Origin of the sequence: Rhabdobacter roseus (assembly GCF_014202275.1) — a bacterium.
GTDB lineage: Bacteria > Bacteroidota > Bacteroidia > Cytophagales > Spirosomataceae > Rhabdobacter > Rhabdobacter roseus.
This window is the reverse complement of sequence record NZ_JACHGF010000007.1, coordinates 44004-63742: the sequence shown is the minus strand read 5'-3', so window position 1 is coordinate 63742 and position 19739 is coordinate 44004. Positions and strand designations below refer to the sequence as shown.

General features: G+C 53.8%; 14 protein-coding genes. 1 reads left to right on the top strand and 13 read right to left on the bottom strand.

Annotated features, from left to right (window positions below; genetic code table 11):
* Nucleotides 1-125 precede the first annotated feature (125 nt).
* From HNQ92_RS19430 to HNQ92_RS19385, 10 genes are all read right to left on the bottom strand, one after another.
* On the bottom strand, nucleotides 126-3116 hold the full coding sequence (locus HNQ92_RS19430) for a SusC/RagA family TonB-linked outer membrane protein (protein ID WP_184176343.1): 2991 nt from the start codon (nucleotides 3114-3116) through the stop codon (nucleotides 126-128).
* Between the two features lie 307 nt (nucleotides 3117-3423).
* Complete coding sequence (locus HNQ92_RS19425; protein WP_184176341.1) at nucleotides 3424-3612, bottom strand: hypothetical protein; 189 nt, start codon at nucleotides 3610-3612, stop codon at nucleotides 3424-3426.
* 152 nt (nucleotides 3613-3764) lie between these two features.
* On the bottom strand, nucleotides 3765-4733 hold the full coding sequence (locus HNQ92_RS19420; RefSeq protein ID WP_184176339.1) for a DUF4249 domain-containing protein: 969 nt from the start codon (nucleotides 4731-4733) through the stop codon (nucleotides 3765-3767).
* A 3-nt stretch (nucleotides 4734-4736) separates the two neighbouring features.
* Complete coding sequence (locus HNQ92_RS19415) at nucleotides 4737-7154, bottom strand: TonB-dependent receptor (protein WP_184176337.1); 2418 nt, start codon at nucleotides 7152-7154, stop codon at nucleotides 4737-4739.
* A 150-nt stretch (nucleotides 7155-7304) separates the two neighbouring features.
* Nucleotides 7305-8549: an MFS transporter gene (locus tag HNQ92_RS19410; RefSeq protein WP_184176335.1), complete on the bottom strand. Its 1245-nt coding sequence runs from the start codon at nucleotides 8547-8549 to the stop codon at nucleotides 7305-7307.
* Nucleotides 8550-8660: 111 nt separating this feature from the next.
* Nucleotides 8661-9431, bottom strand: a complete 771-nt coding sequence (locus HNQ92_RS19405; protein WP_184176333.1) for a 3-ketoacyl-ACP reductase — start codon at nucleotides 9429-9431, stop codon at nucleotides 8661-8663.
* Entirely contained in the window at nucleotides 9428-10573 is a 1146-nt protein-coding gene (locus HNQ92_RS19400; protein ID WP_184176331.1) for a Gfo/Idh/MocA family protein, read from the bottom strand. Before HNQ92_RS19400 ends, HNQ92_RS19405 begins: the two co-directional genes overlap by 4 nt.
* A 46-nt stretch (nucleotides 10574-10619) precedes the next feature.
* On the bottom strand, nucleotides 10620-11435 hold the full coding sequence (locus HNQ92_RS19395) for a sugar phosphate isomerase/epimerase family protein (protein WP_184176329.1): 816 nt from the start codon (nucleotides 11433-11435) through the stop codon (nucleotides 10620-10622).
* 33 nt (nucleotides 11436-11468) lie between these two features.
* Nucleotides 11469-12848 (bottom strand): glycoside hydrolase family 88 protein, encoded by a 1380-nt coding sequence (locus HNQ92_RS19390; protein ID WP_184176327.1) that lies wholly within the window; start codon nucleotides 12846-12848, stop codon nucleotides 11469-11471.
* Between the two features lie 99 nt (nucleotides 12849-12947).
* Nucleotides 12948-13871: a helix-turn-helix domain-containing protein gene (locus HNQ92_RS19385; RefSeq protein ID WP_184176325.1), complete on the bottom strand. Its 924-nt coding sequence runs from the start codon at nucleotides 13869-13871 to the stop codon at nucleotides 12948-12950.
* Between the two features lie 194 nt (nucleotides 13872-14065).
* On the opposite strand from HNQ92_RS19385, the gene HNQ92_RS19380 reads away from it, so the two are divergent.
* Complete coding sequence (locus tag HNQ92_RS19380; RefSeq protein WP_184176323.1) at nucleotides 14066-15838, top strand: ABC transporter transmembrane domain-containing protein; 1773 nt, start codon at nucleotides 14066-14068, stop codon at nucleotides 15836-15838.
* A 74-nt stretch (nucleotides 15839-15912) separates the two neighbouring features.
* On the opposite strand, the gene HNQ92_RS19375 is transcribed toward HNQ92_RS19380, so the two are convergent.
* The 3 genes from HNQ92_RS19375 to msrB form a co-directional block, all read right to left on the bottom strand.
* A complete protein-coding gene (locus HNQ92_RS19375; RefSeq protein ID WP_184176321.1) occupies nucleotides 15913-16479 on the bottom strand; it encodes a hypothetical protein in 567 nt (188 codons plus the stop codon).
* 106 nt (nucleotides 16480-16585) lie between these two features.
* Nucleotides 16586-19141, bottom strand: a complete 2556-nt coding sequence (locus HNQ92_RS19370; protein ID WP_184176319.1) for a penicillin-binding protein 1A — start codon at nucleotides 19139-19141, stop codon at nucleotides 16586-16588.
* A gap of 80 nt (nucleotides 19142-19221) precedes the next feature.
* Nucleotides 19222-19725 (bottom strand): peptide-methionine (R)-S-oxide reductase MsrB, encoded by a 504-nt coding sequence (gene msrB / locus HNQ92_RS19365; RefSeq protein WP_184176317.1) that lies wholly within the window; start codon nucleotides 19723-19725, stop codon nucleotides 19222-19224.
* Between the last annotated feature and the right edge of the window lie 14 nt (nucleotides 19726-19739).

Here is a 19739-nt window from a genome sequence, read left to right as displayed (position 1 = left end):
GGTCAGGAAAAGCCGGGACGCGCAGCGTGACGCTACGCCAAGAGTCGCTATTTTATCATGAGAATAGAATGAGACAAAGGTAGTTGGAAAGTACCTAAACGCCAAGGGTCATGTTGGGACCGAGGTTATAAACTGGCACTTAAGCCCATATTGAATATTTTTTGCTGAGGATAGTAGTACCCTAGGTTGTTATCAGCCTCAGGGTCAAGAACTTTTAGCTTGTCTATGGTGAAAAGATTAAAACCACTTACATGCAGCCGCGTACTTTTGAGACCTATTTTGCCAATGGCTCGAGTGGGGAGGGAATAACCAAGCTCAAAATTCTTTAATCGAAGGTAGTTCGAACTTCTGAGCCAGTAGGTATTGCCTACGGAATAATACTGGTCGCCACGGTTGGTAATACGAGGATGAACGGAGCTAGGATGGTCAATTGTCCAACGGTTTTCAAAGGTATCCAGCAGGTAGTTGCTCGAGATGCCTGATTCCACTGAACTAACGAATTGCTTGGCTCCGGCGGCACCCTGTACCAGTAATACCAGGTCAATATTTTTATATTGAATGGAGGCATTAATACCTCCCTGAAACAAAGGTAAGTTGCTATTAGGTAAGAATATGCGGTCCTCAGGCGTGATTTTTCCGTCGCCATTAGTGTCGCGGAACTTCATGTCGCCTGGTCGTAATTGATTCGTAAGAGCCGAGTAGTTTAATGGGTTAGCGTCAATTTCAGCTTGGGTTTTGAATACACCGTCGTATTCATAAACAAAGTACGAACTAAAGGGCATACCTATTGGCCACGTTTGAACATGAAAGGGTAAGTTCCACGTTATGATTTTGTTTCTGACTTGGCCGGCATTTGCGCTTAGGCGGTATTGTAAATGGGTACTTTGATGGAGATATCCTAGTTTTAGATCCCATCCTTTATCTTGCAGTTTGCCAAGATATTCTACAGGCAGTCTGAGAATGTTTCCTTGACTATCCCAGATAAATTTAGTCCGCTGATTAGAAAATACATCAAATTCAAAGTGTATTTTATTAGCTAAAATTAGTCCTTCTAAACCCAAGTTTGAGGAGGTTGTAGCCAAATAGCGATAGGTATTATTAGGAGTGGAAATAGGCATATTAATCTGATCATTACCAAGCTGACCCACTGACCCACGAAGTTTTAGAAAATGAACAACAGGGACAGTCCTTTTCCAGAAGTTCTCTTCTGATATAACCCAGCCAGCTAAAAATCCTGGGAAGAAACGGTACCTTTCTTCTTTGGGAAACATAAAAGAGCCATCATATCTCCACACGAATTCAGCCAAGTACTTTCTACTAAAGTTATACTCGATCCGACCTAGGTGCCCTAAGCGACTTGTTGAGAGTCTTTCTCTGGCCGTGTTATACTGGTGATCGCTTTTAGTGGTTTCACGGTTTGTGCCTACAAGTAGGTAGAGCGTATGGTTCCTAAATGATTTATGATAGGAAAGTACCCCTTCTAGAAATAGATTGAGTTGCTTAGTACTTCCAGGCGTCATGCGCGGCTCATTGGGGCCGTATGAAGTAGCCAGCAGCCTTGGCGTAATGCCGTCAGTTTCAAAGCCATTGCCACGAGTATATACCGTCCAGGGGTTCTCCCAAAGGCGGATCGCCTCAGTGTACTGGTCAAGGGCAGCCATACTGATAAACTTCAGGCCATTTAAACGGGGAACGGAGATCTCAAATGAGGTATTGGTCTGTACAAAATTTTGGATACTTCTATGATAGCCGGGTAGTTTAGTGCTTATCACTACCGGGTTATGTTCACTCCTAAGGGCTATGCCTGGTAAGCCATTAGGCCAGTAAGCGTGCTCATGAGGAAGAGCAAGCTGGAGGGTTCTGAAGATAGAGCTGGCGGGTCGAATAGAAGTGTTTCTTACTTCCTGGCGGCCTAAGGTGCCTACGTTAATTTTTATGTATTTATTGACTTCGAAATTCAAATTCAGACGCGCGTCATACTGCTTATAGCTGGTGGCTGAGTTAATGTAATTCCCATCTTGATTCAGATAACCTACAGAAGCCAAGTAGTGAAAACGTTCCGTTCCGCCGTGTAGGCGTAAGCTATGACGCACTTGGGGTGAAAAGTTTTTGAGAGTGGCTTCAAACCAATCTGTATTGGGATGCGACCAGGGCGCTGAGCCACTTTGGTATTTAGCCAAATCTTCCGGAGAGAATGGAGCACTTCGTACGGAGCCGTTAGGACGAAGGTAGCTGCCCGTGCTTCGGTAAGCTTGATGAGCGGCCTCCCATTCCGATACGGGAAGCTGGTATATATTTAATTCATTTAAAAGATGCGCGTATTGAGAAGCATTAGTTACTTTAGGAATGACCGTAGGATTGGTAAAGCCCTGGTCGAATGAATAAGATAAAGACGGCTTTCCTATTTTTCCTTTTTTGGTAGTAACCATAATAACTCCGTTGGCCGCTCTCCAGCCGTAGATGGCCGCCGAAGCATCTTTTAAGACCGAAATGGTTTCTATGTCAATCGGATTTATTCGATCAAGGCCTCCCATTCGCTCGAGAACTCCATCAATTACAATCAGAGCACTTTCGTCACCTAAGGCGTTATTGCCACGTATATAAAGGCTGGCACCATCGTTGCCAGGCTCGCCACTTCTGTTTATAACTATAATGCCTGGTAAACGACCCGCCAGGGTATTAGAGAGCGCCAAGACTGGAGACTGGCTTAATTCGTCTCCCCGAACAGTAGCTATAGCTCCGGCAACTGTTTGTTTCGATTGAGTACCATAGCCCACGTATACTTTTTCTCCCGGAAAAGTAGCATCAATAGTAAGTTGAATAGTGAACGAAGTACCTCTGTTGATTTTGGTTTGGTGTAAAATGTAGCCTCTGGCCGTCGTAAGCAGAGTAGAGGCGCTATCAGGTACTTGTAGAGCAAAATTTCCGTTAGCGTCGGTGATTGTACGGATAGGAGTTGATTTTACTTGAACGGTTGCTGCCGGTATGCGCTCACTATATTCGTTGATTACGGTCCCATTGATAAATACCTGCGCGTAGACGTTAGTGACACTTATCAAACAGAAGCTAGAAATTAAAAACCATTTTTTAAAGAAAAGAAGGGTAGAAGAGCTCATTAAGTAAGTATAATCTGTAGAGTTTTAAATCAATAATATGCCTTGTTTTTCGTGTTAAAGGGCGCTTTTGCCTATAAATGAATTCTAAGTAAGTAATATATAAAAGTGTTATTTTACAATAGATTACTTTTAAACGGATAAAGATAGTAGTAACATTTCAGTTTTACTTATGTGTACCGCTTTTTGTGCCTTCAGAAACGCTGCTTATGAGTAAATAAATCTGTTAAACTACACCCCCAAAAACGCCAAGTACCCCGCTCGATTCGGGAGCGGGGTACTTAGAATTATAAATCAAAGATAAGAGTCACTAGGGACGCGGAATGGGTTGTCCCGAGAGCGTGTCAGCCAGGGTGTTGGTAGTATCGGCGTTATCGTCGATCGCGTCGGGATAAATGGCGCTGGTGTCGCTATTTTCCAGCGTTTGCGTGTTTTCTCGCGTTTGGCAGGCGGCCAGGCTTCCTCCCAGCAGTGCCAGCATAATCATCCATTTCTTCATGATGCGGTTTAGGATTAAATAAAAAATTTATTTTCCTAACTAACCCCTAAAAAATCGGGCCACCCTGGAAGTGTCACACGGGAAGTACCCCACTAGAAGTGCCACACGGGAAGTACCCCAATTGAGCGGCCACACAAAAATCAAAAGGTACTTCAAGGCCTGGCGACCACTGTAGTACTGGTAAAGCCCGCAAATACCCCCAGCCCACCCGTGACGTTGGAATAAACCAGAGCGGGCTCGGCGAATGGATTCCCCGAACGGCGGCTCAGCTCCACGGAGCGGTGGTACTCGTAGTAGTGCTGGTCGGTGTTGAGGAGGCGCAGCGTTACGGCCAGTATTTTTGTTTTTTGCTTGGGTACAATCAGCTTCCCCTGGTAATTGGTGGTGGTCGTTTGGGGCATCACCACGCGCCCGATCGGGGAGCTCAGCTGGATGCCATCCAGGTTGAGGTCCGACTGAAACTCCGGGCGTCCGTTGCTTTCATCCCAGTCGAAAGCGCGGGTAATGACCACGCGCCGCTCGGTGTAGTTGTCCCGGTCCTGAAACTCGATGACCGACGACTCTGTCTGCAGCCATCCTTTGAGACGGTAAAAGTTGGGCTGCCCGGCGGGGTCCTGCCAGAGGGCCTTGACCAGCAGTACCGTATCGCGCTGGATAAACCCAGCGCCAAAAACCTGCGACGACGCCACGGCCGAATCTATTTTGTAGGAAGCCACGAAGACCTGCTGGGCAGGTACCGTACAGGCGGCTGTGGCGGTACGCGTGCCGTCCGTGACGGTGAGGGTGTAGGTACGTCCGGCGGCAATGGGAAAGCGGGCACGCGGCAGCGCGTACAACTGACTGGCCGTGTCGTAAGGAATGACGGCGGTAGTGGTGCCGTTGGACAGGGAAACGAGCGCTTTGGAAATAACCCGGTTGCCGGGGGTAGTTTCACCAAAGAGCGGGCTGGATTCCGTCACCACCACCTTAATGAGGGAATCTTGCGGAGAAATAAACGATTGAACCACCAGCTTTGTGTCCACCTGAGGTAGTTTGGATTCGGGCAGGGTATTGACGAGGGTCTCGCAGGAAGTACCCAGCACGATCAGGCTCAGGATCAGAAAATAGGGAATTGTTTTCATGGCCTAAAATTTAAAATTATAGCTAAACGAAGGCAGTACCGGAAACAGCGAGTAGCGCTTAAGGACCGTACGTTCGCGGGCCGGTGTGGAGCCGTCGTTGGTGGTTTCGGTATCCAGGTTATAAAAGAAAGGATTCCGGCGGTTGTAGGCGTTATAAAGACCAAACTCCCAGGTACGCTCGTGCCGCTTCATTTTTTTGTGAAACTGAATGGCCAGGTCGAGCCGGTGAAAGGGCTCGGCCCGGAAGGCGTTCTTTTCGCCGTACTCGTTGACGGTCGTGGCCCGCCAGGTGACAAAGCGCGCCTCGGCGTTGTTGGGGTCACGCGTGATGGAGAAGTTGTCGCGCACGGCCTGGTAGGTTGAAAGCGGCAGCGTGAGGGCGTTGCCGGTACCGTACACCCAGGTACCTGAGAGCGTAATGCGTTTGCTGAGCTCAAAAATACCTACCACCGAAATATCATGACGGCGGTCGTAGCGGGGGTAGAAGATGCGCCCGAAGTTGAGCTCCGGAAACTGCCACTGGGTCCAGGACAACGTATAGCCCACCCAGCCCGAAAAACGTCCCGATTTTTTCTGCGCCAGGAATTCAGCCCCGTACGACCAGCCCCGCCCGGCCGTAACGTTGTCTTCCCAGGTGAGCTCGTTGGCGTTTTCACCGCTGAGGCTCAGGAACGAGGACCCCTCCTTGTAGTTGAGGATATTATTCATGTGTTTGTAGTAGCCCTCCACCGTGAACGTTAGGGCCGGGCGCTCCAGATCCTTGGCAAAACCCACCGCTACCTGCTGCGACTGCTGCGGGGCGATCTGGTCGGTGGTGGGTACCCACAGGTCAGTGGGCAGGCCCAGGCCGGTGTTGGAGAGCAGGTGCACGTACTGGTTCATTTGGGCGTAGGACGCCTTGAACGAAAAATCCTGCGCCAGCCGGAGCGCCGCCGAGAAGCGCGGCTCGGGGCGTAGGTAGGTCTGGTTTTCGGTAGTAAAGGTACTTAGGCGCATGCCCACGTTCATTTTGAGGGCGTCGATGGGCTGCCAGACGTCCTGTACGTAAATCCCCGCTTCGACGGAGTTGACGGGCGTCACGGAGCGCTCGATGGGCGTATTGAGAAAGGAGCCCTGAATGGCCAGCGCCGACGGCACAAAGCGGTGGAAGGTAGCCTGCGCCCCAAACCGCACGGCGTGCTGCACGGAAGGGTAGTAGTCAAAGTCGGTCTTCAGACCCAGGTCGCGGATGTGGGAGTCGTAGCGCAGGCTGAACTGGCTGGTTACGACGTCGTTCACGTTGCGGGACTGGGTTTCGTTGGCTACGCCGAAATTAAAATCACTAAAAATCAGCGACGTATTGGCAAAGAGCTTTTGCCCGAAGAGGTGGTTCCAGCGGAGGGTGGCGGTGGCGTTGCCCCAGTCGAGCCCGGCGCGGGTACCGCCGGAAGAGTTCGATTCGTTGGCGTAAAACTTATCCCGGCCAAAGTACCCACTGAGGTACAGCTTGTCTTTATTGCCCAAATCGTAGTTGACCTTGGCGTTGAGATCATAAAAGTAGTAGCCAGGGCGCACCTGGCTGTCGTCGCCCCGCTGCTGGGAGGCAATGAAGGGCGCGGCCAGCACGTCGATGTAGGTACGCCGCCCCGACACCAGAAACGACGATTTCCCCTTGGCGATGGGTCCTTCCAGCGTCAGCCGGGACGAAATAAGCCCGATGCCGCCCTCCCCGTGAAAACCTTCCTTGTTGCCCTCTTTCATGCTCATGTCCAGCACGGACGACAACCGCCCGCCAAAGCGCGCCGGGAAGCCGCCCTTGGTGAGCTCGACGCTCTTGAGGGCGTCGCTGTTGAAGATCGAGAAAAAGCCAAAGAGGTGGTTGGCGTTGTAGACCACGGCGTCGTCCAGGATGATGAGGTTCTGGTCGGGGCCGCCGCCGCGCACGTAGAGGCCGGTTTGTCCTTCGGTGCCTTTCTGCACGCCGGGCATGAGCTGAAGTACCTTCAAAACGTCCTTTTCGCCAAAGAAGGCCGGAATTTTTTTAATCTGCGAAATAGGTACTTCCACCTGGCTCATCTGGGCGCTGCGGCTCACGTAATCTTCCTGCCGTCGGGAGGATACCACCACTTCGTCCAGCTGCGTGATGGACGCCAGTTGAATGGTCAGCTCCTGGTCTTTCTGGAAAGCAAAGCGCTGGGTGGTAGTTTCGTAGCCTACGGCCGAAAAAATCAGTACGAGGGAGTCGGTGGCAGGAAGCGTAAGGGAATAAAACCCGTAGGTATTCGTGCTGACGCCGTAGGGAGTACCCGGTACGTATACATTAACGCCGGGGAGTTGCTCCTGACTCCCTTTTTCCTTCACAAAACCACTGAGGGTGTATTTAGATTGGCCGAGGGATAGGAAAGAAAGGAAAAGAAAGAGGCTGGTAAAAAGTATTCGCATTCACAGAGGTTTTTGACTTAGATAGCTAACGCACAGACGGGTACTATATTGGTTGGAAACGAAAAAATAACATAGAGAAAAAAAGACGAGGCCGGCATCCGGATTGGACGACGGCCTCGGGACAAAAAAACTTTTTGGGCAGTGGGGCTACTACTTATCTTCCTCGAGGTAGTTCATGTCTTTATGGAAGGTCTCGTCGAGGTACTTTAGCGAGATCAGGGCCATAAAAATAGTTAGAGCACCTAGCGCGGCTCCGCTGTAAATCACGCCCCAGTCGGGCTTGAGCGATACGAAAAGCGCCGCCAGCGGGATGGTAGCCCCACGTACAAAGTTAGGAATGGTGGTAGCCACGGTAGCCCGGATGTTGGTACCAAACAGCTCGGCCGCGATGGTGATGAAGAGCGTCCAGTAGCCGTTGCAAAAGCCCAACAGCGCACAGATCAAATAGAAGCCAAAGGCGGTGTTGACCGGGAAGAGTAGGTAAACACCCATCATGATCAGCGACAAAGTGATGAACATCCCAATCACTTTTTTGCGGCTTTTGAAATATTGGCTCAGCAAGCCACTGACAATATCACCGAACACCTGGCCCGTGAAGGCCAGCATCACGGCCTTGCCCGCGTTGATGCCCTCGATGCCCTTGGCACTGCCAAACTCGGGCGAGAACGTGATGAGAATACCCACCACAAACCAGATCGGTAGACCCACCACGATGGCGAGCAAGTACCTGGCGAGCCTGCCGCGGTTGTTGAAGATCATCATGATGTCGCCCCGGCTGACTGATTTTTCCTTGACTTTATCAAACAGCTTGGATTCGAATACATTCACCCGCATGATGAGGAGCATCAGGCCGAGCCCGCCACCCACAAAATAGGATACGCGCCACTGGAAGAGGTCAGCAATGAAGTACGCCAGGATGGCCCCAAGTACCCCCAGCGTAGCTACGAGGGTAGTACCGTAGCCACGAATCTCCTTGGGAAGTACCTCCGTCACGAGCGTGATACCGGCCCCCAGCTCACCCGCCAGACCTACCCCGGCAATAAACCGCAGCACGGCGTACATGGGCAGGCTGTTGACGAAACCGTTGGCGATATTGGCCAAAGAGTACATCAAAATAGAACCGAAAAGTACCGAAAGCCGACCGCGCTTGTCACCCAGGATACCCCACAGCACACCCCCGATGAGCATACCGGCCATCTGCATGTTGAGCAGCATGACGCCTTCGTTCAGTAAATCTTCGCCTTCTACGCCCAGTGCTTTGAGGCTCGGCACGCGCACCACGCTGAACAGAAAGAGGTCGTACATATCCACCAGGTACCCCAGCGCTGCTACCACCACGGGTACCTGCATAAGCTGAGAGACAACGGATCGCTGGGGACTAAGAGGCTGGGACATAAGAGAGGGTTAGGTTTTAGGAATAAGGAATTCTAAAAATGGGGGTAAAAACCGGCAATTTAGCACCAGAGCAATTATTTTTTCTTTTTGTACCAAAGCCGGGGTACTTTCTCAGAGGCGATCCACCAACATACCGCCGTCCACCAGGATCACCTGGCCGGTGGAGTAGGGGAAGTCGCCGCGCGAAAGTGCCGCCACGGCCTTGCCCACGTCGGTAGGGGTACCCCAGCGCGGTTGCAGGGCTAGTCCGTTGCTGAATAGCTCGTCGTACTTGCCTTGTACCTTGGAAGTCATGTCGGTAGCAATAACGCCCGGCCGTACTTCGTAGACCGGAATGCCGTACTCGGCCATCCGTACCGCAAACAGCGAGGAGGTCATGGCCAGCCCCGCTTTGGAAATACAGTACTCGCCGCGGTTGATGGAAGCCACCGTTGCCGATATGGACGTCACAAAGATGATCGTACCCTGAAACGCGTCGTCAGCCTGCCGGGCCGCGGCCATGCGTTGGGCAATGGCCTGCGTCAGGAAGAAGGGGCCTTCGAGGTTGGTTTCCAGGAGCTCGCGGTAGCTTTCAGGCGTCGTTTCGAGCAAATCGAGGCGTTGGCGCGGCGCGATCCCGGCGTTATTGACCAGCACGTTGATTTGCCCAAAGGCATCGTAAGCCGTTTGGATAATGCGCGCGCGGTCGTCGGCGGAGGCAATACTACCCTGGCAGTAGACGACGCGGCGGCCGGTGGCTCGCAGCGCGTCGAGGGTTTCCTGCACGCCTTCTTCGGCGCGCACGCCGTTGATGGCCAGGTCGAAACCATCCTGGGCTAAGGCCTGGGCAATGCCCAGGCCAATTCCCCGGCTACCGCCGGTGATGAGTGCTACTTTACTCATAGTTCGTCAATGGTTACCCACGCTCTTTTTTCCCAGCTTTCCAGGCCTTTTTCGGCCAACTGTACGCCCTTCGCACCGGCTTTCAGGTCCCAGGGGAACGGCGTGTCTTTGACAACGTGCTTCAGGAAGAGCTCCCACTGTACCTTGAAGGCGTTGTCGTAGAGCTCCTGCTGGGGTACTTCGGCCCAGCCTTCAAAGAATTGAATGGGTTGCGGAATATCCGGGTTCCAGACGGGCTTGGGCGTGTTGCCGTAGTGCTGGATCACGCACTCGCGCAGACCGGCCACGGCCGAGCCCTTGGTACCATCCACGTGCAGTGTCAGCAAGTCGTCGCGGCGGACGCGCGTCGTCCAAGAGGAGTTAAATTGGGCAATTACGCCGCCTTCCAGCTCAAACGTAGCGTAGCAGGCGTCGTCGGCGGTACAGGTGTAGGGGTTGCCGTTTTCGTCGATGCGCTCCTTGATGTGCGTCGCGCCCAGGCACGAAACGGCCTTCACGTTGCCGAAGAGGTTGTCGAGGACGTAGCGCCAGTGGCACAGCATATCCACGATGATCCCGCCGTCGTCTTCTTTACGGTAGTTCCAGGAAGGGCGCTGCGCCGGAATGCTGTGGCCCTCAAATACCCAGTAGCCAAACTCCCCGCGTACCGACAAAATCTCACCGAAGAAATCATTCTCCATGAGGCGCTTAAGTTTCAGCATACCCGGCAGCCAGAGTTTGTCCTGCACTACGCCGTTTTTGATGCCCGCGGCGGTAGCCAGCTCGTACAGCTCCAGGGCTTCTTCGGTCGAAGTACCCGTGGGTTTTTCGCAGTAGACATGCTTTCCGGCTTCGATGGCCTTCTTCACGGCCGCCGCGCGGCGGCCCGTCACCTGGGCGTCGAAGTAGATTTGGTAGTGGGGGTCGGACATCACCGAATCCAGGTCGGTGGTGTACTTCTCCACGCCCGACTGCGCGCAAAGCGCTTTCAGTTTGGCTTCGTTGCGGCCCACCAGAATGGGGTCGGGCATGATGACCTCGTCGGCCGAAAGTTTTACGCCGCCCTGCTCGCGGATGGCCTTGATGGAGCGGAGGAGGTGCTGGTTGGTACCCATGCGGCCCGTTACGCCGTTCATGATGATACCGATGGTATGCGTGGTCATGTAGTTACGAGTTATGAATGAATGAGAGTTTTTTACAAAGAGGTACTTACACGTGGGCTTTAAAAGCCTGGGTTACTTTATATAAAAATTCGCTCTGGTCCATTTTCCAATAGATGTCCGAGAAAATCTCCACTTCGTGGTAGCCGTCAAAACCGGCCTTTTCTACCCAGCTGCCGATGCGCTTAAGGTCGATGCAGCCTTCGCCCATCAGCCCGCGGTCGTTGAGCATATCCAGCGTATTGACCTTCCAGTCGCACACGTGGTAGGCCAGCAGGTTGCCGTTGGCTCCGCAGCGGGCTATTTCGGTTTCCAGCGCGCCGTCCCACCAGAGGTGGTACACGTCTACGGCTACGCCCACGTGGGCGGAACCAATCGCCTCGGCCATGTCGTTGGCCTGCCCGAGGGTATTGATGGCCGAACGGTCAGCGGCGTACATGGGGTGTAGCGGCTCGATGGCCAGCTTCACGTTGAGCTCCTCGGCCAGCGGAAGTACCGCCTCGATCCCGTCCCGGATCTGCTGCCGGGAGGTTTCCAGCGACTGACCCGGGGTAGCCCCGCACACCAGCACGATGAGGGGTGCGCCGAGGGCGGCGGTTTCTTCCACGAGTTTTTTATTGTGCTCGATGGCCTTGGCGCGCTCGGAGGTACTTGTATGGGGGAAAAAGCCCCCGCGTACGTAAGACACGACGTCCAGTCCGTGCGAGCGAATGAGCTCACCCGCCTGGTGGTGGGTGCTATTTTCGACGGCATTTTGCCACACGCTTACGCCCTTCACCCCCGCCGCCGCATAGTGGTCTACCGCTTCGGACAGGCTCCACGGCTTGGTAGTGATGGTATGGATGCAGCACTTATCTAAGTTCATCCTGATACAATTTAAGAGGTCTGGTTGATGAGGTTACTTTACCGCGCCCAGGTACGAGTAGTACGGCAGGCCCTGGTTGAGGCGGTGTACGTACAGCGCCACTTCGCGGGCGTGGTAGTCGCCCCACATGCTCGACTCGCCGCAAGGTACCTTTTGGCCTTCGGGGATGTAGTCCCAGCCGTTGGGTTGGTGGTACACCGAGTGCAGGATCAGCCCCTGGTGCGTGGGGTCGGTCGAGAGGTACGGCTCTTCGAAGAGCGAATCCAGCACCGTGAGGCCCGCTTGCCAGTAGCGCTGGCCTTCTTCGGTTTGGCCTTTGTCCTGAAGGTACTTACCCAGGCGCAGCAGTCCTTGCGCGCCGATGGCCGCCGCCGAGCCGTCTACGGGTTCGTAGGCATTGTAGGGGTCAGAGGGGCGCTCGGTGTAGTCGCTTAGTTTATGGAGGGTTGGTGCTCCCGTATCCCAGTAAGGAATGCCGTCGGAGGCGGTATTTTCAATGTAAAAATCGCAGGTAGCGCGGGCCGCTTTGAGGTAGATGGCCTCGATGGCCTCCCGGCCGCCCAGGGTACTTAGTTCTTCGTCGGTGAAGCGGCTGAGCGACTCCAGTTGCTCCGGAAAACCCACCATAGCCCAGGCCAGGCCGCGCGTCCAGGTGGTGAAGCCCGAGAAGCCCTGCTGGGAGTTGGGGCAACGGAAATTGCCGTCGTTGGTATTAAAGACGCTCTCGTGCGCCGTGCGGCCCCAGAGGTCGTAGCTGTCGCGGCCTTCGCCGTAAAACACCGAGTAGCGGGCCGTGGCGATGGAGTGCAAAGTACCCCTTTCGAGCAGGCTCGTCTTCAGGTCGTTTTCGCCCATGAGGCTGTGGCCCAGCAGGTGCGACACCATCAGCGCCCGCACCGAGCGGATCGTGTCCACGAAGAGCGAATGCGGGCCGTTGAAGGAATAAATGTACCCGCCATCCTTGCAGTTGGACCAGCGCTTAGCCTGCACCGAGCCCGAGATTTTGAGGGCTATTTCGTAAAAATTGCGCTCCCAGGCGTTTTCCTCGATCCGCCCTTCGTTCATCAGGCGTAGCAGGTTGCCGTAGGTACTTACGTTGTTGAAGCCGTGGTCGTGTACGCCGAAATGGCCCACGTGCGAGGCCATCTGGGCGATGGTCTTTTGCCGGGCCCCTTCCAAAAATTCCTCCTCGTTGGTGGCGTCGTACTGAAGTACCTCAGCGCCGTAGCGGAAGCCTTCGGTCCACTCGGTCCAGCCGCGGGTGGTGTATTTGCCCTGTACCGTAAAAACCGGCGAGCCTTTGGAGATGTCGTATTCGCGGTTGATGAGGCGGATTTTGTCGGCAGAAAGCTGCCACAAACGGTCAATTTTGGGCTGTAAGTCGGCCGCGGTAAGGTCTTGCCGTATTTTCATAAGAAAGATAAAGATGAAGAAATAGCAAAAATCAGGGGTACTTGATTTGTATAATACAAAGATAGAAGTGGAAAATAGAGTCAGCAAGGTACATTCGTGCTATTGAATGGTACTTTTACGTACCGAGGCGCGGTACTCGTTGGGCGTGAGGCCGGTTTTGCGCTTGAAGATGCGCCCGAAATAGGAGGGGTCTTCCAGGTGCAGGTGATAGGAAATCTCCTTGCTGCTCATGGGCGTAAACACCAGCAGGCGCTTGGCTTCGAGCAGGAGCTTCTCCATGATGTACTCCCCCGCCGACACCCCCAGGTGCTTCTTGACGGTTTTGCTAAGGTAGTCGGGCGAGACGTGCAGCTCGGTGGCGTACTGCTGTACTTCGTGCAGCTGGCGGAAATTCTTCTCCACCATTTCCTGAAAACGCCCCACCAGGTCGGGTACGGCAAAGGGCGACTGGGCCGACTCACGCGGCGACTGGGCCGACAGCACGTGACACTTCTCCAGGATGATCTCCAGGTACCTGCTGGCCAGGGTACTTTCGGCGGTGCGGTCGAGGTAGTCGGTCACCATGTTGTCCATGATGTTGTGAAAGTACCTCTGGCCTTCGTTGGTGAGGGCGATGACGGGCTGGTGTGCCGCCGGGTTGAAGAAAGGGTAGTGCGACGGCAGCGGACTGTTGGGGCTAAAAAACGAGCAAAATGTTTCGGGAAAAGCCAGGATGAACCCCTGGCAGGGCGTAGTGAAGTTGAGCAAATGGACCTGCCCCGGCGTGAGGAAGTGCAGCGCTGGAGCCTGCACCGGGTGCGAACGGAAGTCGATCTCATGCATGCCCTGGCCTTCTTCAATGAACAGAATCTCGTAGTAGTTGTGCCGGTGAGGGGCGTCGGTGGGCAAAGGCGTAATGGGCAGCGACACGGATGCCTTGGCTTCCGGAGCCACCGGGAAGCTATTCTTGAAACGAAAAATCTTCAGGATCGGTAAATGACTGGTTTCGCTCGGGAGCTTATGGGTCGGGATCGTCTGCGACATCGTACTATTTTTTAGAAAAGACCACCGGTGAATGCTTTTACCCGTACAGCCGGATCGGTCCGTTGGGAAGCTGGCGTAAACCTTCCCAAAAAGTACCTCCACGGGTAACTTTCCCGTCCGTTTCGTTGTTAGGCAAAAAAGTACCTCGCAGTAAAGGTACTTCATTTGCCTTCCCATAGCCAAAAGCATCTCCCGTGAACCAGGAAACCAAAAGCGGCCAAATCTTTGATCTTCCTACGCTGAAAAGATTATATACCTTCGTAGGGCCTTACAAAAAGCAATTTTACCTCCTTATTTTAGTCATTGTACTGGGGGCAATCCTGGCTCCGCTTTCACCCTTATTGATCAAGTATACCATTGATGTACCCATATCGAGCGGCGACTACGGCCAGCTGGCGCTCATGATGGCCGTGATGGTGGGGGTGCTGATCGTGCAGGGGCTGGTGCAGTTTTCCAACACCTACCTGTCGGGTTGGCTGGGCCAATACGTGATCCGCGACATCCGGGTGCAGCTCTACGAGAAGATCATCAACCTGCGGCTGAAATTCTTCGACAACACACCCATCGGGCGGCTGGTGACGCGCGTCATCTCCGACATCGAGACGCTCTCCAACGTATTCAGTGAAGGCATGGCCGCCATGGTGGGCGATATTATGCAGCTGGTGCTGATCATCGCCGTGATGTTTTATACCGACTGGCGGCTGTCACTCATCAGCTTGTCTATGATCCCGCTGATGCTGTTCAGTACCTACGTGTTCAAGGAAAAAATCAAGGATGCCTTCAACGAAGTACGGGCGGCGGTGTCGAACCTGAACTCCTTCGTGCAGGAGCACATCACGGGCATGCACATTGTACAAATATTCAGCAGTGAGGATAAAGAGTACGAGAAATTTGAAAAGATCAACACCGAACACCGCGACGCCAACATCCGGTCCATTTTGTACTACTCCATCTACTTCCCCGTGGCGGACGTCATTGCGGCGGCAGGTACCGGGCTGGTGGTGTGGTACGGCTCCAAGCAAATCCTGAACGAAAACGTCACCTTCGGGACCGTGACGGCCTTTGTGATGTTTATCAACCTGTTTTTCCGGCCCATCCGCCAGCTCGCCGACCGCTTCAATACGCTTCAGATGGGCATCGTGAGTACAGATCGCATCCTGAAGCTGCTCGACAGCGACGACTACACGGTGGATGAAGGTACTTACCATCCCGAGACCTTTCGGGGCAAGGTGGAATTCAAGGACGTGTGGTTTGCCTACAACGACGAAGAGTACGTACTCAAAAACCTGAATCTCACCGTCAACGAAGGCGAAACGGTGGCGCTGGTGGGCGCTACGGGAGCGGGGAAATCGTCCGTGATTAACCTGTTGAGTCGTTTTTATGACATTAACAAAGGACATATTTACGTGGACGACGTAGAAGTGCGCGACTACGAGCTCCTGGCGCTGCGTCGTCACATTGGGGTGGTGTTGCAGGATGTGTTTCTGTTTTCGGATACCATCGAGAACAACATCCGACTGGGCAATACGGATATTACCCACGAGCGCATTGTGGAGGCGGCGAAGCTGGTGGGGGTACATGAGTTCATTGAGCGGCTCCCCGGCGGCTACCACTACAACGTCATGGAGCGCGGCTCGACGCTCTCGGTGGGCCAGCGGCAGTTAATCTCGTTTGTGCGGGCGATGGTTCACGACCCCAAGATTCTGGTGTTGGACGAAGCTACCTCTTCCGTAGACAGCGAAACGGAGTACCTGATCCAGAAAGCCACCGAAACCCTCATGAAAGGCCGCACGGCCATCGTCATTGCCCACCGGCTCTCCACTATCCAGGAGGCCGACAAGATCATCGTGATCGATCGGGGGGAAATTAAGGAAGCAGGTACCCACGAAGAGCTCCTGGAAAAGAACGGCTTCTACGCCAACCTCCACCGGATGCAGTACAAAGAGGTACTTCGGATTATATCGTAGGGGGAGGATGAAAGGCTTGAGAACACCGGAATCGTAGTAGGTACTTCGTTATACGCGCGGCGGTCGGTACCTTTTTAAAGATCAATGTCCTGAAAAACCAGCGTGTTTTCTCGTTTGCTTATCTTGATTATCCTCCACGTTGGGGCATACCCTTCCCCGTTTGGCTCGAATAATTCGGTTACAAAATCAGTGTCGGTTTCGTAATGTTGCTTCTGCTTTTTTCCGGTATACCGATCCGTTTGCTCGCTTAAATCTACGGTGAGGAGGCCGATTTTCTTGAATTCTTTCTCGTGTGTAATCAAATCGATAATCCGCGCTTTGTCATGGGGCGTAATCCTCAGCATGAAGGTGTGATAATAATCGCCAGGCGCAGACATGGACTTATTGTGGATTAATTCAAAATCATCGTTCAGGCTAATATTCTGTTCCACGAGTAGTTTTAGCGCGTCCCGTTTAGAGAAAAGCTGATCTTCAAAAACGATGGCTCCTACCAAGCCAAGAAAGGCAAGCCCAACTAGTTTTGAAAGTACCTCCCCTTGTTTAGCATAGCCTATTTTTTGGGGAATGGCATAGGCCGCATACGTGATTCCTGCGCAGAGCAGAAAGAACACAAGATATACGAGGGCTATTAAAGCGATCAAGGCTATCGAGTTTTTCTTATGGTGAAACTATTGAAAGCCACACTCAACTTGATGGCTTACACGTGTGTAAGGCCAATTACGTCTAGTGATCTCAAAGTACCCCTTGCTATGGTTGTGGCCCAATGGGGGCTGGGGGTGGGGCCTGTGGGCCGATGGGCTGCACGTCGAACTGAATCCGGGTAGGTACCTCCAGGCTGTCGTCGTAGGTTTCAATCGTATCGCGCGGGAAGACGGGATTCGGGCAGTTGAACGACTTGCTGACGGTGAACGTAGGCTTGGGAAAAGGCCCGCGCTCCAGGCCAATGGTTTTGTCTTTATAAACTCTCTCCAGAAAACTACCTACCAGCGGCAGGGCCGTTTTGGCACCTTCACCCAGGTTGGTGGTCCGGAAGTGGATACTGCGGTCGTCGCCGCCCACCCAGGCTCCCACCACCAGGTCACGGCTGATGGCCATGAACCAGCCGTCGGAGTTGTTGGAGGTAGTGCCAGTCTTGCCGCCCAGTTCGTTGCCGTTTTTGGCTACTTCGGGAAACAACCACCGAATCCGGCTGCCGGTGCCGCTCTCTACCACGCCCTTGAGCATCTGTACCATCAGGAAGGCCGACTCCCGGCTAATAGCCTGGTGGGTTTCGGGCACGAATTCGTCCAGTACCTTGCCGTTGCGGTCTTCGATCTTGGTGACCAGGATGGGCTCCGTATAAGTACCTCCGTTGACGAAAGTACCGTAGCTGGCTACCATGTCGTAGAGCGTTACGTCAAAAGGCCCCAGCCCAATGGACGGCACCGGCTTCAGGGGCGTGTTGATCCCGATCCGCTTGGCGTACTTCACCACGTTGGCTGGCCCCACCTGGTCGGTGAGCTCAGCCGTGACGGAGTTGATGGACTGCGCCAGCGCGTACCGCAGCGACATGTTCACGTACGAGAAAGTACCCATGGAGTTGCGCGGTCGCCATACTTTTTCTTCGCCGTTTTCTTCGTACCTTTTTTCAAAGGGACGGTCCTGGATCTGGTCACAGGGCGACATGTTGTGGAGGGAGTCGTCGATGGCCGTGGCGTACACAAAGGGCTTAAACGTAGAGCCCGGCTGGCGACGCCCCTGCTTCACGTGGTCGTACTTAAAAAATTCGTAGTCCAGGTCACCCACCCAGGACTTGATGTGGCCCGTGTAGGGGTCCATGGACATCATGCCCGCCCGCAGAATCCGCTTGTAGTAGTTGAGCGAGTCCATCGGGCTCCAGTAGACCGTCATTTTGCCGCTGGTTTTCCAGTCGAATACCGTCATGGTATCCTTGCGGTTGAGGTAGAAGTTGATGGAGTCGGGTGCGTTGGGGTACTTGGCGGCCAGCGTTTGGTAGCGACGGGTGCGCTTCACCACATCCTGGAGGAAAGTGGTAATCTCCTGGCCGCGCTCATCAACCCACGGATTTTTACTACCCCAGTGGTTCTCAAATTCCCGTTGCAGCGCCCGCATTTTTTCGGTTACGGCGTCTTCGGCGTGGGCCTGCATGCGCGAGTCGATGGTCGTGTATATTTTCAGGCCATCGGTGTAGAGGTCGTAGCCGTTTTCTTCGCCCCACTTTTCCACAAAGCGCACCACGGCGTTCTTAAAGTAGTTGGCGCTACCGTCGTAGGGGGCCGTAAAATTAGTTTTGAGCTCAATGGGTAGCGCGCTGATCGAGTCGGCCTGTTGTTTGCTGAGGTAGCCGTACTTAGCCATCTGCCCGATCACCACGTCGCGGCGTTCTTTGGAGCGCTTGGGGTTACGGATGGGGTTATAGGTAGTGGTGGCTTTTTGCAGGCCTACCAGCACCGCCGATTCCTGGATGGTGAGGCTGTCAGGATCTTTGCTGAAGTACGTTTTAGCCGCCGTATTGATGCCAAAGGTATTGTTCCCGAAATCGACGGTGTTGAAGTACATCGTCAGGATTTCCTCTTTGGTAAAGTTGCGCTCGAGCTTGATGGCCGTCAGCCACTCCTTGGTTTTATAAACGACGGTACCTAAAAGGGGTACTTTGCCCAAAAGCCCGCGGCTATCGCGGCGCCGGGTTTTGAAGAGTTTTTTGGCCAGCTGCTGCGTCACGGTACTTCCGCCTCCGCGGTCGGTGCCGCCCGTCACGATGCCCGCCGCCACGGCGGCTAACGCTTTGTAGTCGATGCCCGAGTGCTGGTAGAAACGAATATCTTCCGTAGCAATGAGCGCTTTGACAAGGTTGGGTGAAATGCGGTCATAAGGGACCGGCGTACGATTCTCGGTGTAAAATTTCCCGATCATGACGCCGTCCGAGGTATATATTTCGGACGACTGCGCCACCTGCGGATTCTGCAAATCCTCGACGCTGGGCATACTACCCATGAGGTAGAGGAAGTTGGTCTCGACGCAGAAAATATAAAAGACAACGAACAGGATTCCGAAGAAAAATACCTTCCAGGCCGTCATGACCGGCCGGTAATAGGCCGAGGAAGAATCAACCAGGCTATGCCAGAAATGGCGACTTTGCTGCCTCTTGGCCGTCAGCCAGTTAGCCCAGCTATCGGCGCGTTCTTGGCCGGCTGCCAGGGCTACCAAGCGGTACAGCCAAGTACCCAGCAGGCGTTTGATCTGATTTACAAAACGTTGAATTGCGGCACTTATTCTGGCAAAAAAAGCTCGTATAGCTTCCATCAAGCGGATTAGGTTCTTGGGCGTCAAATATAACGAAAGCCGAACGAATCCTGGTACGTTCGGCTTTGTAACCTTTTACATTATTCTTTTTTCTCAAACCGGAGCGCCACGCCGTTGAGGCAGTAGCGGAGCCCGGTTGGCTTGGGGCCATCGTCGAATACGTGGCCTAAATGCCCGCCGCAAGTGCGGCAAAGTACCTCGTCGCGCACCATGCCCGCACTGTTGTCGAGGGCTACTTCTACGTTCTTTTCGCTGAGGGGCTTGTAGAAGCTGGGCCAGCCCGTGCCGGATTCAAACTTGGTTTCTGAGCTGAACAGCGGCGTTCGGCAGGCGGCGCAGAGGTAGGTACCTTTGTCCTTGTTTTTGTTGAAAGGGCTGGAGTAGGGGCGCTCGGTGCCTTTCTCGCGGAGCACGTAGTACTGCTGCTGGCTGAGCTCCGCTTTCCACTCGGCTTCGGTTTTTTGCACCTGCCGGGGCACGGAGGTTTCGTTGGTTTTGGCGACTTTTTTCTGGGCCTGGGAGCAGGAGGAAGTCACTAATCCGAACAGCGCACACAGCAGGACGACTAATCGCATTTTTCTCATGAATACCTTGGTTT